A 15,963-nucleotide genomic window follows, 5' to 3' on the forward strand; every position below is an offset into this window, starting at 1 on the left:
GGACGTAGTCGACGTCGACGACCGCGCGGGCGGCCCGCGGCAGCGCCCACCCGCCCGCGTGATCGGCCAGGACCGCCGCCAGGACCTGCCCCGACACGCCGCGCGCGTGGGCAACAACTTCATGATCGACGCACGTCAGGGCGAGGGGTCAGTCGGCTCGGCGGGTCGCCGCTATGGCCAGGTCCACCAGCGCCTGGCGGGCCTCGGTGTCCAGGTCGACGGCCGCCAGCGCGGCCAGCGCGGAGTCGGTGAGCGTGACGATCCGCTGCTCGGTGCGGGCCAGCGCGCCGCTCGCCTCGATCAGCTCGCGTAGCCGGGCCACGCCCCGCTCGTCCAGGCCCGGGTCGCCGAGCTGGCTGAGCAGCAGCTCCCGGCCCGCGTCGTCGGTGGCCTCCACGGCCGCCGCCACCAGATAGGTGCGCTTACCCTCGCGCAGGTCGTCCCCGGCCGGCTTGCCGGTCTGCGCCGGGTCACCGAAGACCCCCAGCACATCGTCGCGGAGCTGGAACGCCTCGCCCAACGGCAACCCGTACGCCGAATAGGTCGTCCGGACGTCCTCGCCGGCGTCGGCAAGCGCCGCCCCGAGCAGCAGCGGACGCTCGACGGTGTACTTCGCCGACTTGTACCGGGCGACCTTGCTGGCCCGTTCCACCGACGTGTCCCCGGTGGCCTGGGTCAGCACGTCGAGGTACTGCCCGACGGTGACCTCGGTGCGCATCTCGTCGAAGACCGGCCGGGCCCGGGCCACCGCCCGCAGGTCCAGGCCGGCGGAGTGCAGCAGCTCGTCGGACCACACCAGGCAGAGGTCACCGAGCAGGATCGCGGCGGAGTCGCCGAACCCGTCCGGGTCGCCGCCCCAGCCGGCCGCCCGGTGCCGGGTCGCGAACCGCCGGTGCACCGCCGGCTCGCCGCGCCGGGTGTCGGAACGATCCATCAGGTCGTCGTGGATCAGGGCGCTGGCCTGCACGAACTCCAGCGCCGCGAGGGCCGTGAGGACCTGGTCGCCGTCCACCCCGCCGGCACCCCGGAACCCCCAGTACGCGAAGGCCGGGCGCAGGCGCTTGCCGCCACCGAGCACGAAGGCTTCGATCGCCTCCGCCACCGGGACGAGGGCCTCGTCCACCCGGGTCAACCGGGCCCGCTGGCCGGCCAGGAAATCGGTGAGCGCCCGGTCGACCCGCTCCCGCAGGCCGGCGCGGTCGACGGGGGAAACGGGAGCAGCATGGGTCACGCCACGACGCTAGCGGGTCGTCCCGGCTCGCGCTCCACCGCCACGCGTACTCCCGCCGGGTCGCCCGCCGCCGTGGCCCGGACCGACCCGCCCGCCCGGCCGCGTACCCGCCACCTCGCGCCGGCCCGGCCCGCCGGCCGCCGTCGAGCGGGTCCGTCGGGTCCGCGCGGCCGCCTCGGCGAGCACCACCACCGGTACGTCCAGCACGAACGCGAGCCAACCGAGCCAGAACCCGCCGGGCACGCGTCGCTGCCGTTCCCACCGGGACACCTCGTGACGGCTCAACGTCGGCACGCCCGACGCGGCGCACAACTCGGCGGCGGTGCGCCGCTGGCTCCAACCCCGGGCCAGCCGATGCCGGACCAGGAGCGGCCCGAGCTGGGTGCGGCGCGGCGGTGGGGGCGAGGTCATGGGTCCTCCCGGCGGGGCGGTGGCGCGGTGCCACCCGCCCGTCCGACGGGACGGGACCGGCGCACCTCTCGGCTGTGTGACCCCCGCGCCGGACCTCCCGGGCCGCCCCCACCGCCCCTCCCGCGCCACTCCTTCCTACCCCTGGGGTACGACGGCCTTCCCCGCCGTTGGGAAGCGTCTGGGTGCCGGTGGCGCCGCCCGCTAGAGTCGGGTCGTGGCGCTCGGTCTTCCCTCGGTACTCCCCAATCCGCAGCCGGCGATCGGGGAGCTCATCCGTGACCGCCAGCCGACCTTCTCGTTCGAGTTCTTCCCGCCCAAGACCGAGGCGGGGGAGCGGCTGCTCTGGCAGGCGATCCGCGAGCTGGAGTCGCTGCGCCCCTCGTTCGTGTCGATCACCTATGGCGCGGGCGGGTCGACCAGGGACACCACAGTGGCGGTGACCGAGCGGATCGCCACCGACACCACCCTGCTGCCGATGGCCCACCTGACCGCTGTCAACCACTCCGTGGCCGAGCTGCGGCACGTCATCGGCCGGCTCGCCGGGGTCGGGGTGCGCAACGTGCTGGCCGTGCGCGGTGACCCGCCGGGCAACCCGGGCGGCGAGTGGGTCCGGCATCCCGAGGGCGTCGACTACGCCGAGGACCTGGTCCGGTTGGTGCGCGACTCCGGTGACTTCAGCGTCGGCGTGGCGGCCTTCCCGTACAAGCACCCCCGCTCACCCGACGTGGCCAGCGACACCGCGCAGTTCGTCCGCAAGTGCCGGGCCGGCGCCGAGTTCGCGATCACGCAGATGTTCTTCGAGGCCGACGACTACCTGCGCCTGCGCGACCGGGTGGCCGCCGCCGGCTGCGACACCCCGATCCTGGCCGGGGTGATGCCGGTGACCCAGATCGGCACCATCGAGCGGTCCGTGCAGCTGTCCGGGGCACCCTTCCCGGCAGCGCTGGCGGCGCGCTTCGAGCAGGTGGCCGACGACCCGGAGGCGGTGCGCCGGCTCGGCATCGAGCAGGCCAGCGACATGTGCCGGCGACTGCTGGACGAGGGCGTTCCGGGCATCCACTTCATCACCCTCAACCGGTCCACCGCCACCCGAGAGGTCTGGCAGAACCTCAAGGCCGGCGCGCGGGTGTGAACGCGGCCTCTGCGACACCTGATGCCCGGCACGACGGTTGATCCTCAGGTGGGCACACAGCTGAACTGGGACCAGTACGCCACGGCGTGGGCGCGGTTGCACGGCGGGTTCGACCCGCGGGTCGCCGCGCCGGTGGTGCGCGCCTGGCTGCGGTTCGCCTACCACGTCGGGTATGTGCTGGGCCGGCTGCGGGTCGGCCCCACCCCGGTCACCGTGGCGGGGGTGCTGCTCTGCTTCTGCGTACCGCTGCTGGCGACCCGGCCGGGCGACGGCCCGTTCCTCGGCGCGCTGTTCGTGCTGCTCGCCGCGGTGGCCGACAGCGTGGACGGTGCGGTGGCCGTCGCCACCGGCCGCACCACCCGGCTCGGCTACGTCTACGACTCGCTGGCCGACCGGCTCGGCGAGGTGGCGTGGCTGCTGGCGTTCTGGCTGGTCGGCGCACCGGGCGCGCTTGTCGTCGCGGGCGGCGCGCTGTCCTGGCTGCACGAGTACGTCCGGGCCCGGGCGGTCTCCGCCGGGATGCGCGACATCGGCGCGGTGACCGTCGGCGAACGACCCACCCGGGTCTCGGTCGCGCTGGCGGGCCTGGTGGTCGCCGGGCTGGCCGGCCTGATCGAGCCGGAGCTGGCCGCCGGCACCATCACCATGGCGACCGCGGTGTGGGTGCTGCTGGCCGGCTTCGGGCTGGGGCAGCTGCTGTCCACCGTCCGCCGCGCGCTGCTCGACGCCGGCTGAGTGGCCGGGCCTACCAGGCGGGGCCGATCTCGTCGGCGACGATCTGCGCGGAGAGGGTCACCATCGGCAGGCCGCCGCCGGGGTGGCTGGAGCCGCCCACCAGCCACAGGCCGTGCGCCGGGCCCCGGTTGGCCGGGCGGAGCAGGCCACCGGCGGTGCCGTAGATCGCGCCGCCCGGCGCCCCGGTCGCCGCGTCCAGGTCGGCCGGGGTGCGCACCTCGCGGAACAGCAGCCGGTCCCGCACGTCGACGCCGCGCTCGGCCAGGACATCCAGGATCCGATCGGCGTACGCGTCGGCCAGCCCCGGGCGTCGCCAGTCGACAGCGCCAGCGGCGGTGCCCTGCCGGGCGGCGTTGACCAGCACGAACCACGCCTCGTGCCCGGCGGGGCGGACCATCGGGTCGTCGGCCACGGTGACGAACACCGTCGGGTCGGCCGCCGGTCGGGCCCGGACGCCCCGCCCCGGATCGCCGAAGACCGCGTTGAACTCCGCGTCGTAGTCGCGCGGGAAGAAGACGTTGTGGTGCGCCAGGCCGGTGCTGCCGGAGACGCCGAGCAGCAGCACGAAACCGGCGAGGCTGCGATCGGTCAGGCCGGCCAGCCGGCGCGCGTGGGGCAGCAGGTCGCGGTAGACGGTGAGCGCGTCGACGTTGGCCACCACCACGTCGGCGGGCACCGGCGCGGTGACGCCGGCGAGGCGTACCCCGTGCACCCGGCCGCCCGCGGCGTCGATCCGGGTGACAGTGGTGCCGGTCTGCACGACCACGCCGAGGTCCAGGCAGCGGGTCAGCAGCGCGTCGGCGAGCGTGCCCAGCCCGCCGCGCAGGTACCACCCGCCGTAGGTCAGCTCGGCGTAGGGGACCGCGACCAGCGCCGCCGGGGCCCGGCGCGGGTCGGCGCCGGTGTAGGTGGCGTAGCGGTCCAGCAGCATCCGCAGCCGCGGGTCGGACAGGTGCCGGCGGCCCAGCCCGCGCAGGGTGCGGCCCGGGGCGATGGCGGCCAGGTCACCGACGCGCCAGGCCAGCGACGCGAGGTCGCGGGGGGAGTCGACGGTACGGCGCAGGATGTCCCGCGAGGAGGCCTCCCACACCCGTGCGGCCCGGCGCCACAGCCGCTGCCAGTCGGCCGCCGCCCGGTCGCCGAGGGCGGCCCCGATCCGCGCGGCGAACTCCACCGGGTCGGTGCACGAATCCAGTGTCGTGCCGCCGCCTGGAAAGACGTGCCGGACGATCGGGTCCAGCGGCGTCAGGTCCAGGTACTCGTCGAGCTTCGCCCCGGTCGCCTCGAACAGGTCGTGGAAGACCTCGGGCAGGGTGAGCAGGCTCGGCCCGGTGTCGAAGTGGAACGTCCCGGCCGGGCTGTCGTGCGCGTACCTGCCGAGCTTGCCGCCGACCGTGTCGGCGGCCTCGAAGACGGTCACCTGGTGCCCGGTTGCGGCCAGCCGGGCGGCGGTGGCGAGGCCACCCACCCCGGCGCCGACGACCACGATCCGCGCCATGCCGCGTCCTCCTAGCTGACCGGGCGGCCCCGCCAGGTCAGGCGGCGTCGCTTTCGCAGATGGTACGACCGCAGCGTCAGCCAACCGAGGACCACGACCGACACGGGGTGTGCGAGCGCGTCGGGCCACCATCGGCCGCCGGTCGCCCGGGCGGTGAGCACCCGCCCGGCCACCCCGAGCAGGTATGCGCTGAGCGCAACCAGTGACATCCGGGGAGCTGTCGAGGCGACCGCCAGCGCGACCAGCGGCGGAGCGGTGTAGAGCAGGAGCAGCAGCGTCACCACGGCGGCCGCCGCGCCGGGGTGCCCGAACGACGCCCACAGCGACTTCGAGTACCCGTCGCGCAGCTGCGGCCAGTCGTCGTACATCCGGCAGGTGGCCAGCCGGGAACCGTCGGCCAGGGCGATCCGCCTCCCCGCGCGCTTGACGGCCCGGGCCAGCTCGACGTCCTCCAGGATCTTGTCGGCGACGGACGCGTGTCCGCCGGCGGCGGTGTAGCCGGCCCGGTCCACCACCAGGAACTGCCCGCCCGCCGCGGCCAGCGACGGCCGCCGCGAGCGCTCCATGGCCCGCAGCGGCAGGAAGGTCAGCCACAACCACTGCAACAACGGCTGCACGAGCCGGTCGGCCGCCGTCGCCACCACGATCCGGGGGTACGGCGACAGCAGCGTCGCGTGGGCGGCGCGCAGCTCGGTGACCGCGGCGGCCACTGCGTGCGGGGCGAGCACCACGTCGGCGTCGACGAAGACCAGCGCGGTGGCGGCCGGGTCGGCCCGGGTGGCCAACTGCCAGCAGGCGTGCGGCTTGCCCAGCCAGCCCGGCGGCGGGGCGACGCCGCTGAGCAGGGTGACCCGCGGGTCGTCGCCGACGACCGCGCGGACCACGTCGGCGGTGCCGTCGGTGGAGCCGTCGTCGAGGACCACGATGCGCAGCGCCGGCACACCACGCTGGGCGAGCAGGGCGCGCAGGCAGGGCGTGACCCGGGCGGCCTCGTCGCGCAGCGGCAGCAGCACGGCCACCGGCTCGTCGACCTCGCCGGGTCGATCGGTGGGCCGGCGCAGCCACCGGGTGGCGTTGACCCAGGTGTGCCCGGTCAGCGCGGCGACGGCGAGCAGCAGGGCGACGAGAACTGTCATCGGGTCGCGTCGACGCCGGGGCGGTGCGGTTGGTGGTCGTCCCGGCGCGCGTGGTGGGGCCGGCGGGCGCGCAGCAGGGTCACCGCCAGCGGCACGGCTGTCACCGCCATGCCGGCCGCGCCCCACAGAGCCGACGCGGGCAGGTCCAGGAAGACCGCGTGGGCCAGGATGCTGGAGAAGTACGTCCACAGGTAGAGCGCGAGCATCGGGTGGTCCCGCCGGTCGGTGTGCTCGGCGCTCGGGCCGGCCAGCGGGCGCAGCGCGCTCATCAGCAGCACCGCGAAGAGCAGCCAGCCCAGGTAGTTGCTGACCGGGACGCCGGCCAGGCCGGGCAACGCCGGGGTGGCGTCCCGCCAGACCCAGTAGCCCTCGGCCACCATCTGCGGGTCGAGGAAGAGATCCCAGGCGGCCAGCCCCACCGTGGCCAGCGCGATCCGGCCCACCCACCGGCCGGTCGACGTGCCGCTGCCGGCCTCGGTGCCGTTGCCGGTCGACGTGCCGCTGCCGCCGGTCAGGCGGACCGCGGCCAGCCAGGCCGGCCAGGCCATCCAGGTCCAGGCCAGCGGGATGATCAGTGGCACCCCGGCCAGCTTGGGGCCCAGCTCACCGGAGTAGTCGTAACTGCCGAAGGGCACACCGGTGGCCACCCCGATCGCCTCGATCGCGAACCCGCCGCCGGTGGCCACCGCGACCAGCGCAGCCGCCACCCGGGGGCCCCGGCTGAGCAGCGCGTGGCCGACCGAGAGCAGCCAGCCGAGCACGACAGTGGCCACGGTCAGCCCGGCCCGGGTGGTGCCGGTGGTCAACGGGTAGCAGATCTGGGCGAGCACCAGGACGGCCAGCAGCGCCCAGGAGATCCGCCGGCTCATGACGCGGAGGGCTCGAGCGGCAGGTCTCGACCGAGGACGCCGAAGGGCCGCTCGTCACCGGGGAAGTGGAAGTCGCGCAGCACATCGACGAAGCCGAACCGCCGGTACAGCCGCCAGGCCCGCGAGGTCTGCTCCTCGGCCTCCGGGGTGGACAGCAGTGTGGTGTCGCCCTCGGCCATCGTGAGCAGCGCCCGCAACTGCCCGGCGCCCAGCCCGTGCCCCTGCGCCGGCGGACGGACGTGCAGCTCGACCACCTCGAAGCAGTGGGTGAGCCAGCGCTTGCGGGTCGGGCCGTCCAGCGCCCGGTGCACCTGGTCGTGCCACCACTGGCCCGGACCGCCCAGATAGCCGTACCCGAAGCCGGCGAGGTGACCCTCGCTGGTCAGGCTGGCCACGGCCCGGAACCCGGGCCGGCGTACGTGGGTGGCGATGTAGCCGCGCCGGGCCTCCAACAGGTCGGTGCGGTATCCCATCGCCTCGCCGTAGACGGCCACCACGTCGTCCAGCCGTCGGACGAGATCGTCCGGCGTCCAGCGCACCAACCTCATGCCCGTCCACCCTTCACTGTTGCCTGGTCGCCGTCGGCGACCCATCCGAGGACCGTCCGGTCGCCGACCACGTCACGTACCTCGAACCGGGCGAACAACTCCTCGGCGTACCAGCCCGCGGTGGGGGTTCGCATGATCGCCGCCCGATGCTCCGGGTGACGGTACGCGAACGCCACCAGGTCCGTCGGGTCGCGCCACACGCTCACCGTGCCCTGCCATCCCAGTGGGGCCTCACCGACGCCGAACCGGGCCAGCAGCCCGGGCGCGTCGCGCAGGGCGGCGGCCACCGGCGGGATCGCCCGCCAGAAGGTGGCCGCCCGGCGGGCCCGCAACCGGGCGCGGGTCAGCGCCAGCACCGGGCCGGTGACCCGGCCGCCCGGCGGCTCGCCGAACGGTCGCCGGCCGGACCACTCGCCCCGGCTGCTCAGCGGGCGGAGGTCGACCCGGGCCCGGGCGTGGGCGATCCGCGCCCAGGCCCGGCCGACCGGCGAGTCGTCGAAGCCGGCGGCCGCGGCGGGGGAGTCCCAGACGGTCAGCGCCGCCCACCGGGTCAGGTCGGCGTCACCCGGCCCGAAGCCGGTGCCGGTCCCCGTGCCCAGCAGTTTGCCGAACCGGACCCCCGGCAGGGCCCGCAGTCGACGCGGGTCCACCGCCATCCGGGTCAGCGCCCGGGGCAGCGCGCCGCGGGAGGTCCGCCACACGTGCAGGGTGACCAGCTCCGGTACGGCGCTGCGGTGCTCGTTCACGCCACCTCGGCCGGGGTGCCGGCGGTGACGCGCAGCAGCTCGGCGTAGGTGGTCGGGAAGACCGCCTGCGGTACGCCGCCCGCGGCCCAGATCTGCGGGTACGCCGCCAGCGCGGTGTCCACCAGGGTGCGCAGTGCCTGCGGGTGCCCGAGCGGGGCCACTCCGCCGATCGGCTGCCCGGTGTGCGTCCGGACGAACTCCGGGGTGGCCCGGCGCAGCCGGGTGACACCGATGGACGCGGCGAGGCCGGCGGTGTCGACCCGGTGCGCGCCGGAGGTGAGCACGAGCAGCGGCGCGTCGTCCGCGTCGAAGATCAGCGAGTTGGCGATCTGGCCGACCTCGACGCCGAGCGCCTCGGCCGCGGCCGCCGCGGTGTGCACCGCGTCGGGCAGGAGGCGGACCGTGCTGGGCTGGCCGGCGTCGTCGAGCGCGCCGGCGTCGTCGAGCGCGTCCTGCACCGCCCGTACGTTCGGGTGTGGCTGCATCCCGTCATTCTTCCCCGGTCCGTCGGTGCCGGTTCACCCCGGTGCGTACGGGCGGCGAGCCTCGGCGCGTCACACGTTGCATTTTCGTCGGAGGGGAGGTGTACTGTCAGGAGCAGTTAGAACGAGTGTTCGATTGCCTCGAACGCCCGTTCCAACCAGCCGGAGCGCGGTGTTTCGCGGCGCCAGCTCCGGGCGGTGTGGCTTCGCGGGCCGCACCTGGGTTTCCGGGCAGTCGCGAGCCCGGTCCCATCAGGCAGGAGCGTCGCCCGCCGCCCACGACCCCCGGGCGGCGGGCGACGAACCCGCCGGTACGCCGGCCGGGTGTGGTGTGGGGAAGCATCCACACCCGGCCGGCCACCCCCGGTGCGTCTTCCTCCGCACCACCCGACCTCGGCGTCTCGTCGGCGGCACCACTGCCCCGGCCGACGCGCCCCGGCCACGTGGAGGAGACAGTCCATGCCGACCAACCCGGCTCAGGCACCGACGGTGCCGGCGCACGTGCTGCCGCACCGCACCCCTGCCCAGCTCCTCACCCTGGCCCGCCGTGGGCTGGTCGAGGCCGGCCAGACCCGACCTGACGGCCTGCGCTACGCGGCCGCCCACCTGGCGGCGCTGCGTGCGGCGGCCGCCCTGCTCGCCGCCCGGGCCCGGCCCGCCCCGAGCCGGCGCAACCGGATCACCAGTGTCTGGGTCCTGCTCTGCGCCGTCGCCCCCGAGCTCGACGAGTGGGCCCGGTTCTTCGCCGCCGGGGCCAGCAAGCGAGCCGCCGCCGAAGCCGGCATCCCCCGGGTGGTCAGCGCCCGGGAGGCCGACGATCTGCTCCGCGCCGCCGAACAGTTCGTCACGGTGGTGGAGACCGCGCTCGGCGTGGCGCACCAACCGGCCCTGGACGGCCTCGCCGCGTGAGCCCGCCGTGACGCCGACCGCCTGGAAGGGAAGCCGGGCGGCCGGCGTCACGGTGCGTCGGTCCTGATCTGTTCCACTGCAATGACGGGGGGTTGGTCCAATGGCGGGCCGCATGGTGGTCGGTTCCGCCGCACTGGCCGATCTGGTCCGCCCGGCGAGCGCACCCGATCCGGTCGGCGGCCACCGGGTGCTGCCGGTGGCGCCCGAGCTGACCGGCCTGCTGCCCAACCGGGGCCTGCGTCGTGGCAGCACGATCGCGGTCGCCGCCGGTCAGCCCCGACGCAGTGGCGGCACCTCGCTGGTGCTGGCCCTGCTGGCCGAGGCGTCCCGGGCCGGTTCGTGGTGCGCGGTGGTCGGCGTGCCGACGTTCGGCGCGGGTGCGGCAGCCGAGCTGGGCATCGCCCTGGACCGGCTGGCCCTGGTGCCGAATCCCGGCCCCGAGTGGGCCACCGTGGTCGCCGCGCTGATCGACGGGGTGGACGTCGTGGTCACCGCCGTACCCGCCGCGGTCTCCGCCTCGGTCGCCACCCGGCTGGCCGCGCGGGCCCGCCAGCGCGGCAGCGTGCTCGTTCCGTACGGCCGGTGGGACGGCGCGGACGTGACGTTGCAGGTGGTCCGTGGGGTCTGGGAAGGGCTCGGCCAGGGCCGGGGGCGGCTGCGTCGCCGGGAGGTCACCGTCTCGGCGCGCGGGCGCGGAGCGGCCGCCCGACCCAAGGAGATCAAGGTCTGGCTCCCCGGCGCCGAGCTCACCCGGGTCATTCCCCGGACGGTGCGGTCGACCGTGGGCCGTCCGTCCGTGCCGCTCGCCCTGGTCGGGTCGGGGTGACCGGCTCGCCGATCCGGACCCTGCTGCTGTGGTGCCCGGACTGGCCGGTGCTCGCCGCGGAGATCGTCGACGGGGTGCCGGCCACCGGTCCGGTCGCCGTGCTGCACGCCAACCGGGTGGTCGCCTGCTCCGAGCGGGCCCGTGCCGAGGGTGTGCGCCGAGGGCTGCGCAAGCGGGAGGCGCAGGGCCGCTGCCCGCAGCTCACCGTCGTGGAGTACGACCCGGGCCGGGATGCCCGGGCGTTCGAGCCGGTGGTCGCCGCGCTGGAGGAGCTGGTCGCCGGCGTCGAGGTGGTCCGTCCGGGTGCCTGCGCGGTCGCCGCCCGGGGTCCGAGTCGTTACCTCGGCGGCGAGGAGGCGGCCGCCGAGCGGCTCATCGAGCATGTCGCCCAGTCCTGTCTGGTGGAGAGCCAGGTGGGCATCGCCGACGGGGTGTTCGCCGCGGGGTTGGCCGCTCGCGCCGGCCGGGTGGTGGAGCCGGGCGGGACACCGGCGTTCCTGGCCGGGATGCCGGTCGAGGCGCTCGGTCGGTCCGCACTGGCCGATCTGCTGCGCCGGCTGGGGGTGCGGACCCTCGGCGACTTCGCCGCGCTACCGGCCGGCGACGTGCTGGCCCGGTTCGGGTTCGACGGCGCGCTGGCCCACCGGCTGGCCGCCGGCCGGGATCACCGCCCGCTCGCCGTCCGGCAGCCACCGACCGACCTGACGGTGACCTGCGCGTACGACGAGCCGCTCGACCGGGTCGACGCGGCGGCGTTCGCCGCCCGCGCGCTGGCCGAGCAGTTGCACGACCGGCTCGCCGGGCACGGGCTGGCCTGCACGCGGCTCGGCATCGAGGCGGTCACCGAGCACGGGCAGGAGCTGCACCGGGTGTGGCGGCACGACGGCCTCCTCACCGCCGCCGCCATCGCCGACCGGGTGCGCTGGCAGCTCGACGGCTGGCTCTCCGGCAGCAACGGCCGCGCCGGTGCCCGCCCGGCCCGGCCGACGGCCGGCATCATCCGGCTGCGGCTGATCCCGGACGGGGTGATCGCCCAGGCCGGCCTGCAGACCGGCCTCTGGGGGGAGACGGGTGAGGAGCGGGAGAGGGCGCACCGCGCATTGAGTCGGGTGCAGGGCATCCTCGGCCCGGAAGCGGTGGTCACGGCGGTGCTCGGCGGTGGGCGTTCCCCGGCCGACCAGGTGCGCCTGGTGCCGTGGGGCGACGAACGCCTCCCCGCCCGCCCCGGCCCCCCGGCCGGCGCCGGCGCCGACCCGACCGCCGGCGGTGGCCGTGCTGGCGGTGATCGTGTCGGCGGTGGCCGTGTCGGCGGCGCCGGTCTGCCTGCTGATCGCGGCGGGGGCGTTCCGCCGTGGCCGGGCCGGTTGCCGCCGCCCGCGCCCGCCGTGGTGCTGCCCAGCCCGCTCGCGGCGACAGTGCACGACACCGCCGGCGAGCCGGTGGTGATCAGCGCGCGGTTGGCGGTGAGCGCCCCACCGGTCCGGCTGGTGGTCGGTACCGGCCAGCCGGCGGTGATCGTGGGTTGGGCCGGCCCCTGGCCGGTGGACGAGCGCTGGTGGGCGCCGGCCGAGGCTCGCCGTCGGGCACGGTTCCAGGTCAGCCTCGCCGACGGCACCGCTCTGCTGCTCGCCGTGGAGTCCGGGCAGTGGCTGGTGGAGGCGATCTATGACTGAGTCAGGTAGGTCCCGGCCTGGTGTCGCCTGGCCTGGTGTCGCTTGGCCTGGTGTCGCCTGGCCTGGTGTCGCCTGGCCTGGCGTCGGTGGGTTCGGTATTGGCGGGTTCGGTGTTGGCCAGGGGGCAGATGTCCCAATGAGCGTGATGACTCACAGGCATCAAGATGCCTGTGAGTCATCACGCTCATTAGGCACTTCGCCGCTGGCGGGGCAGCCGCCATCGTGCTCGTCGTCGGCGCGGCCGCTCACCGCCCTGCGCCTGGTCGATCATGCCGCCGCCGGAGCGGCCCGACCGGCCGGAGCGGCCGGCGCGGGCGGAGCGGCCGGATGAGCTTCCACAACCCGAAGATGCCCTGGTCGGAGTTGGAGCGGGTGCTCTCCGGCCGGGCCGACGGCGGCTCCGGCGGCTCCGGCAGGTCGGGCGGCGGGCGGTCGCGCGAGGAGCGGCACCTGCACGTGGTGGACCCGCTCGCCGTGGACGCTGACGGTGGGGACTCCCCGGCCTGGAGTCGCCGGCGCGAGCAGTACCAGCCGCCGGAGCTGCCCCGCCCCGACGGCGTGGTGCCCTACGCGGAGCTGCACGCGCACACCAACTTCAGCTTCCTCGACGGCGCCAGCCATCCCGAGGAGCTGGCCGAGGAGGCGGCCCGGCTGGGGCTCACCGCGCTCGCCGTCACCGACCACGACGGCTTCTACGGCGTGGTCCGCTTCGCCGAGGCGGCCCGCACGCTGGGCCTGCCGACCATCTTCGGCGCGGAGCTGTCCCTCGGGCTGCCCGGCCCGCAGAACGGCGAACCCGACCCGCACGGCGCGCACCTGCTGGTGCTCGCGCACGGTCATGAGGGATACGCCCGGCTGGCCACCACCATCGCCCGCGCCCAGCTGCGCGGCGGTGAGAAGGGCCGCCCGGTCTACGGGGAGCTGGAGGAGGTCGCCGCCGAGCTGCGCGACCACGTGCTGGTGCTGACCGGCTGCCGCAAGGGGCACGTGCCGGGCGCGCTGCTCACCGAGGGGGTGGACGCGGCGGCCCGCGAGCTGGACCGGCTGACCGCGCTCTTCGGCGCGGAGACGGTGGCGGTGGAGCTGACCGACCACGGGCATCCCGTCGACGCCGACCGCAACGACGCGCTCGCCGAGCTGGCCGCCGCGGCCGGGCTGCCGACGGTGGCCAGCAACAACGTGCACTACGCCAGCCCCGGTCGGCGTCGGCTGGCCACCACTGTCGCCGCCGTCCGGGCCCGGCGCAGCCTCGACGAGATCGACGGCTGGCTGCCCGCGGCGGCCACCGCCCACCTGCGCAGCGGCGCGGAGATGGCGGCCCGGTTCGCCGCGTACCCGGGCGCGGTGGCCCGGGCCGCCGAGTTCGGCGCCGAGCTGGCCTTCGACCTGCAACTGGTCGCGCCGCAACTGCCGGCGTACCCGGTGCCGCCGGGGCACACCGAGATGAGCTGGCTGCGCAAGCTGACCGCCGACGGGGCGCGGGAGCGCTACGGCCCCCCGCAGGCGCACCCGAGCGCGTACGCGCAGCTCGACCACGAGCTGAACATGATCGAGGAGCTGGGTTTCCCCGGCTACTTCCTGGTGGTCTACGACATCGTCTCGTTCTGCCGTGAGCAGGACATCTACTGCCAGGGCCGGGGCTCGGCGGCCAACTCGGCGGTCTGCTACGCGCTGCGCATCACCAACGTGGACGCCGTCCGGCACCGGCTGCTGTTCGAACGGTTCCTCGCCCCGGAGCGGGACGGCCCACCGGACATCGACGTGGACATCGAGTCCGACCGCCGGGAGGAGGTGATCCAGCACGTCTACACCCGATACGGCCGCGAGCACGCCGCCCAGGTAGCCAACGTCATCTCCTACCGGCCCCGCTCGGCGGTGCGGGACGTGGCCAAGGCGTTCGGCTTCTCACCCGGTCAGCAGGACGCCTGGAGCAAGCAGATCGACAGGTGGGGCTCGGTCGCCACGGTCGACGTCGAGGGCATCCCGGAGCAGGTGGTGGAGTACGCCAACGAGTTGCAGACGTTCCCCCGGCACCTGGGCATCCACTCCGGCGGCATGGTGATCTGCGACCGTCCGGTGATCGAGGTCTGCCCGGTGGAGTGGGGGCGGATGCCCGGGCGCAGCGTGCTCCAGTGGGACAAGGACGACTGCGCGGCGGTCGGCCTGGTGAAGTTCGACCTGCTCGGCCTCGGCATGCTGTCCGCGCTGCACTACGGCTACGACATGATCGGCTCCCGGCTCGACCTCGGCGACATGACGCTGGACGACCCGGAGGTGTACGACATGCTCTGCCGGGCCGACTCGGTGGGGGTGTTCCAGGTGGAGAGCCGTGCGCAGATGGCCACCCTGCCCCGGCTCAAGCCCCGCGAGTTCTACGACCTGGTGGTCGAGGTGGCGCTGATCCGACCCGGCCCGATCCAGGGCGGCTCGGTGCACCCGTTCATCAGGCGCAAGAACGGTCAGGAGCCGGTGACCTTCGCCCACCCGCTGATGCGCAACGCGCTGGAGAAGACCCTGGGTGTGCCGCTGTTCCAGGAGCAGTTGATGCAGCTCGCCATCGACCTGGCCGGTTTCGACGCGGCCGAGGCCGACCAGCTGCGCCGGGCGATGGGCGCGAAACGCTCGGTCGAGCGGATGAACCGCATCGCCGACCGGCTCTACGCCGGGATGGCCGAGCGGGGCATCACCGGCGAGCTGGCCGACGACGTCTACCGCAAGCTCACCGCGTTCGCCAGCTACGGCTTCCCGGAGAGCCACGCGATGAGCTTCGCCTACCTGGTGTACGCCAGCTCCTGGCTCAAGCGCTACCACCCGGGGCCGTTCCTGGCCGCGCTGCTCAACGCCCAGCCGATGGGTTTCTACTCCCCGCAGACCCTTGTCGACGACGCCCGCCGGCACGGGGTGGAGGTTCGTCGCCCGGACATCAACGCCAGCGGGGCGCTGGCGGTGCTGGAGTCCACCCCGGACACCCGGTGGGGCAGCGGGCCGGGGGAGCCGCCGCACGCCTGGGGGCTGGGCGGTCCGGCCGTCCGGCTGGGGCTGTCCAGCGTGCGTACCCTCGGCGCCGAGGTGGCCGAGCGGATCGAGGCCGAGCGGGCGGCCGGCGGGGCGTACCGCGACATGCCGGATCTGGCCCGGCGGGTCGGCCTCACCGCCGCGCAGCTGGAGGCGCTGGCCACCGCGGACGCCTTCGCCTGTTTCGGGCTGACCCGGCGGGAGGCGCTCTGGGCCGCCGGTGCGGCGGCCCAGGACCGGCCGGGCCGGCTGCCCGGCACGGTGACCGGCGCGGCGGCGCCCACGCTGCCCGGCATGGAGGCGGTGGACCGGCTGGTCGCCGACGTGTGGGCCACCGGCCTGTCGCCGGAGAGCCACCCGGCCCGGTTCATCCGGGGGCAGCTCGACGTGCTCGGCGCGGTGCCGATCGCCCGGCTCGGCCGGGTGGAGCCGGGCCAGCGGATCCGGGTCGGCGGCATCGTCACCCACCGGCAGCGCCCCGCGACCGCCGGCGGGGTGACCTTCCTCAACCTGGAGGACGAGACCGGGATGCTCAACGTCACCTGCTCACCGGGGCTGTGGCAGCGCTACCGGCGGGTGGCCCGCACCAGCGCCGCGCTTGTGGTCCGGGGTCGACTGCAACGGCACGAGGGGGTGACCAACCTGGTCGCCGACCGGCTGGACGCCATCGAGCCGCCGGTCAGCCCCGCGTCCCGCGACTTCCGCTGATCCAGTGATCCACATTACGGTTTCCGGCGCCCCCGGGCGGGAGA

General features: G+C 75.3%; 14 protein-coding genes. 6 read left to right on the forward strand and 8 right to left on the reverse strand.

Annotated elements, in window-relative coordinates:
* Positions 1–148: 148 nt before the first annotated feature.
* Both AB0B39_RS29360 and AB0B39_RS29365 read right to left on the reverse strand, forming a co-directional pair.
* A complete protein-coding gene (locus tag AB0B39_RS29360) occupies positions 149–1,231 on the reverse strand; it encodes a polyprenyl synthetase family protein (RefSeq protein ID WP_357496768.1) in 1,083 nt (360 codons plus the stop codon).
* Positions 1,232–1,240: 9 nt separating this feature from the next.
* The gene (locus AB0B39_RS29365) at positions 1,241–1,642 is read right to left on the reverse strand and encodes a helix-turn-helix domain-containing protein (RefSeq protein WP_357575928.1); all 402 of its coding nucleotides are present in this window, start codon (positions 1,640–1,642) and stop codon (positions 1,241–1,243) included.
* Between the two features lie 214 nt (positions 1,643–1,856).
* Between AB0B39_RS29365 and metF the strand changes: the two genes are divergently transcribed.
* Complete coding sequence (metF, locus tag AB0B39_RS29370; RefSeq protein WP_234589074.1) at positions 1,857–2,774, forward strand: methylenetetrahydrofolate reductase [NAD(P)H]; 918 nt, start codon at positions 1,857–1,859, stop codon at positions 2,772–2,774.
* Positions 2,775–2,795: 21 nt separating this feature from the next.
* Complete coding sequence (locus AB0B39_RS29375; protein ID WP_357496773.1) at positions 2,796–3,509, forward strand: CDP-alcohol phosphatidyltransferase family protein; 714 nt, start codon at positions 2,796–2,798, stop codon at positions 3,507–3,509.
* Between the two features lie 10 nt (positions 3,510–3,519).
* On the opposite strand, the gene crtI is transcribed toward AB0B39_RS29375, so the two are convergent.
* The 6 genes from crtI to AB0B39_RS29405 are packed head-to-tail and all read right to left on the reverse strand — an operon-like array spanning position 3,520 to position 8,791.
* Positions 3,520–5,007, reverse strand: coding sequence for a phytoene desaturase family protein (crtI, locus tag AB0B39_RS29380; protein ID WP_357575929.1), 1,488 nt, complete (start codon positions 5,005–5,007; stop codon positions 3,520–3,522).
* A gap of 11 nt (positions 5,008–5,018) precedes the next feature.
* The gene (locus AB0B39_RS29385; RefSeq protein ID WP_357496777.1) at positions 5,019–6,143 is read right to left on the reverse strand and encodes a glycosyltransferase family 2 protein; all 1,125 of its coding nucleotides are present in this window, start codon (positions 6,141–6,143) and stop codon (positions 5,019–5,021) included.
* Positions 6,140–7,012, reverse strand: a complete 873-nt coding sequence (locus tag AB0B39_RS29390; protein WP_357575930.1) for a carotenoid biosynthesis protein — start codon at positions 7,010–7,012, stop codon at positions 6,140–6,142. The genes AB0B39_RS29385 and AB0B39_RS29390 overlap by 4 nt, the downstream gene beginning before the upstream one ends.
* Complete coding sequence (locus AB0B39_RS29395) at positions 7,009–7,560, reverse strand: GNAT family N-acetyltransferase (RefSeq protein WP_234589082.1); 552 nt, start codon at positions 7,558–7,560, stop codon at positions 7,009–7,011. The genes AB0B39_RS29390 and AB0B39_RS29395 overlap by 4 nt, the downstream gene beginning before the upstream one ends.
* Complete coding sequence (locus tag AB0B39_RS29400; RefSeq protein ID WP_357575931.1) at positions 7,557–8,306, reverse strand: monooxygenase; 750 nt, start codon at positions 8,304–8,306, stop codon at positions 7,557–7,559. Before AB0B39_RS29400 ends, AB0B39_RS29395 begins: the two co-directional genes overlap by 4 nt.
* Positions 8,303–8,791: a YbaK/EbsC family protein gene (locus AB0B39_RS29405; protein WP_357575932.1), complete on the reverse strand. Its 489-nt coding sequence runs from the start codon at positions 8,789–8,791 to the stop codon at positions 8,303–8,305. Before AB0B39_RS29405 ends, AB0B39_RS29400 begins: the two co-directional genes overlap by 4 nt.
* A gap of 456 nt (positions 8,792–9,247) precedes the next feature.
* On the opposite strand from AB0B39_RS29405, the gene AB0B39_RS29410 reads away from it, so the two are divergent.
* The 4 genes from AB0B39_RS29410 to AB0B39_RS29425 all read left to right on the forward strand — a co-directional run bounded on the left by AB0B39_RS29410 (position 9,248) and on the right by AB0B39_RS29425 (position 15,919).
* A complete protein-coding gene (locus tag AB0B39_RS29410; protein WP_234589090.1) occupies positions 9,248–9,697 on the forward strand; it encodes an SAV_6107 family HEPN domain-containing protein in 450 nt (149 codons plus the stop codon).
* 100 nt (positions 9,698–9,797) lie between these two features.
* Positions 9,798–10,523: a hypothetical protein gene (locus tag AB0B39_RS29415; protein ID WP_234589092.1), complete on the forward strand. Its 726-nt coding sequence runs from the start codon at positions 9,798–9,800 to the stop codon at positions 10,521–10,523.
* The gene (locus AB0B39_RS29420) at positions 10,520–12,196 is read left to right on the forward strand and encodes a DNA polymerase Y family protein (protein WP_357575933.1); all 1,677 of its coding nucleotides are present in this window, start codon (positions 10,520–10,522) and stop codon (positions 12,194–12,196) included. The genes AB0B39_RS29415 and AB0B39_RS29420 overlap by 4 nt, the downstream gene beginning before the upstream one ends.
* Positions 12,197–12,523: 327 nt before the next feature.
* The gene (locus AB0B39_RS29425) at positions 12,524–15,919 is read left to right on the forward strand and encodes an error-prone DNA polymerase (RefSeq protein ID WP_357496785.1); all 3,396 of its coding nucleotides are present in this window, start codon (positions 12,524–12,526) and stop codon (positions 15,917–15,919) included.
* Positions 15,920–15,963 lie beyond the last annotated feature (44 nt).

The organism is Micromonospora sp. NPDC049114, assembly GCF_040648635.1.
GTDB lineage: Bacteria > Actinomycetota > Actinomycetes > Mycobacteriales > Micromonosporaceae > Micromonospora.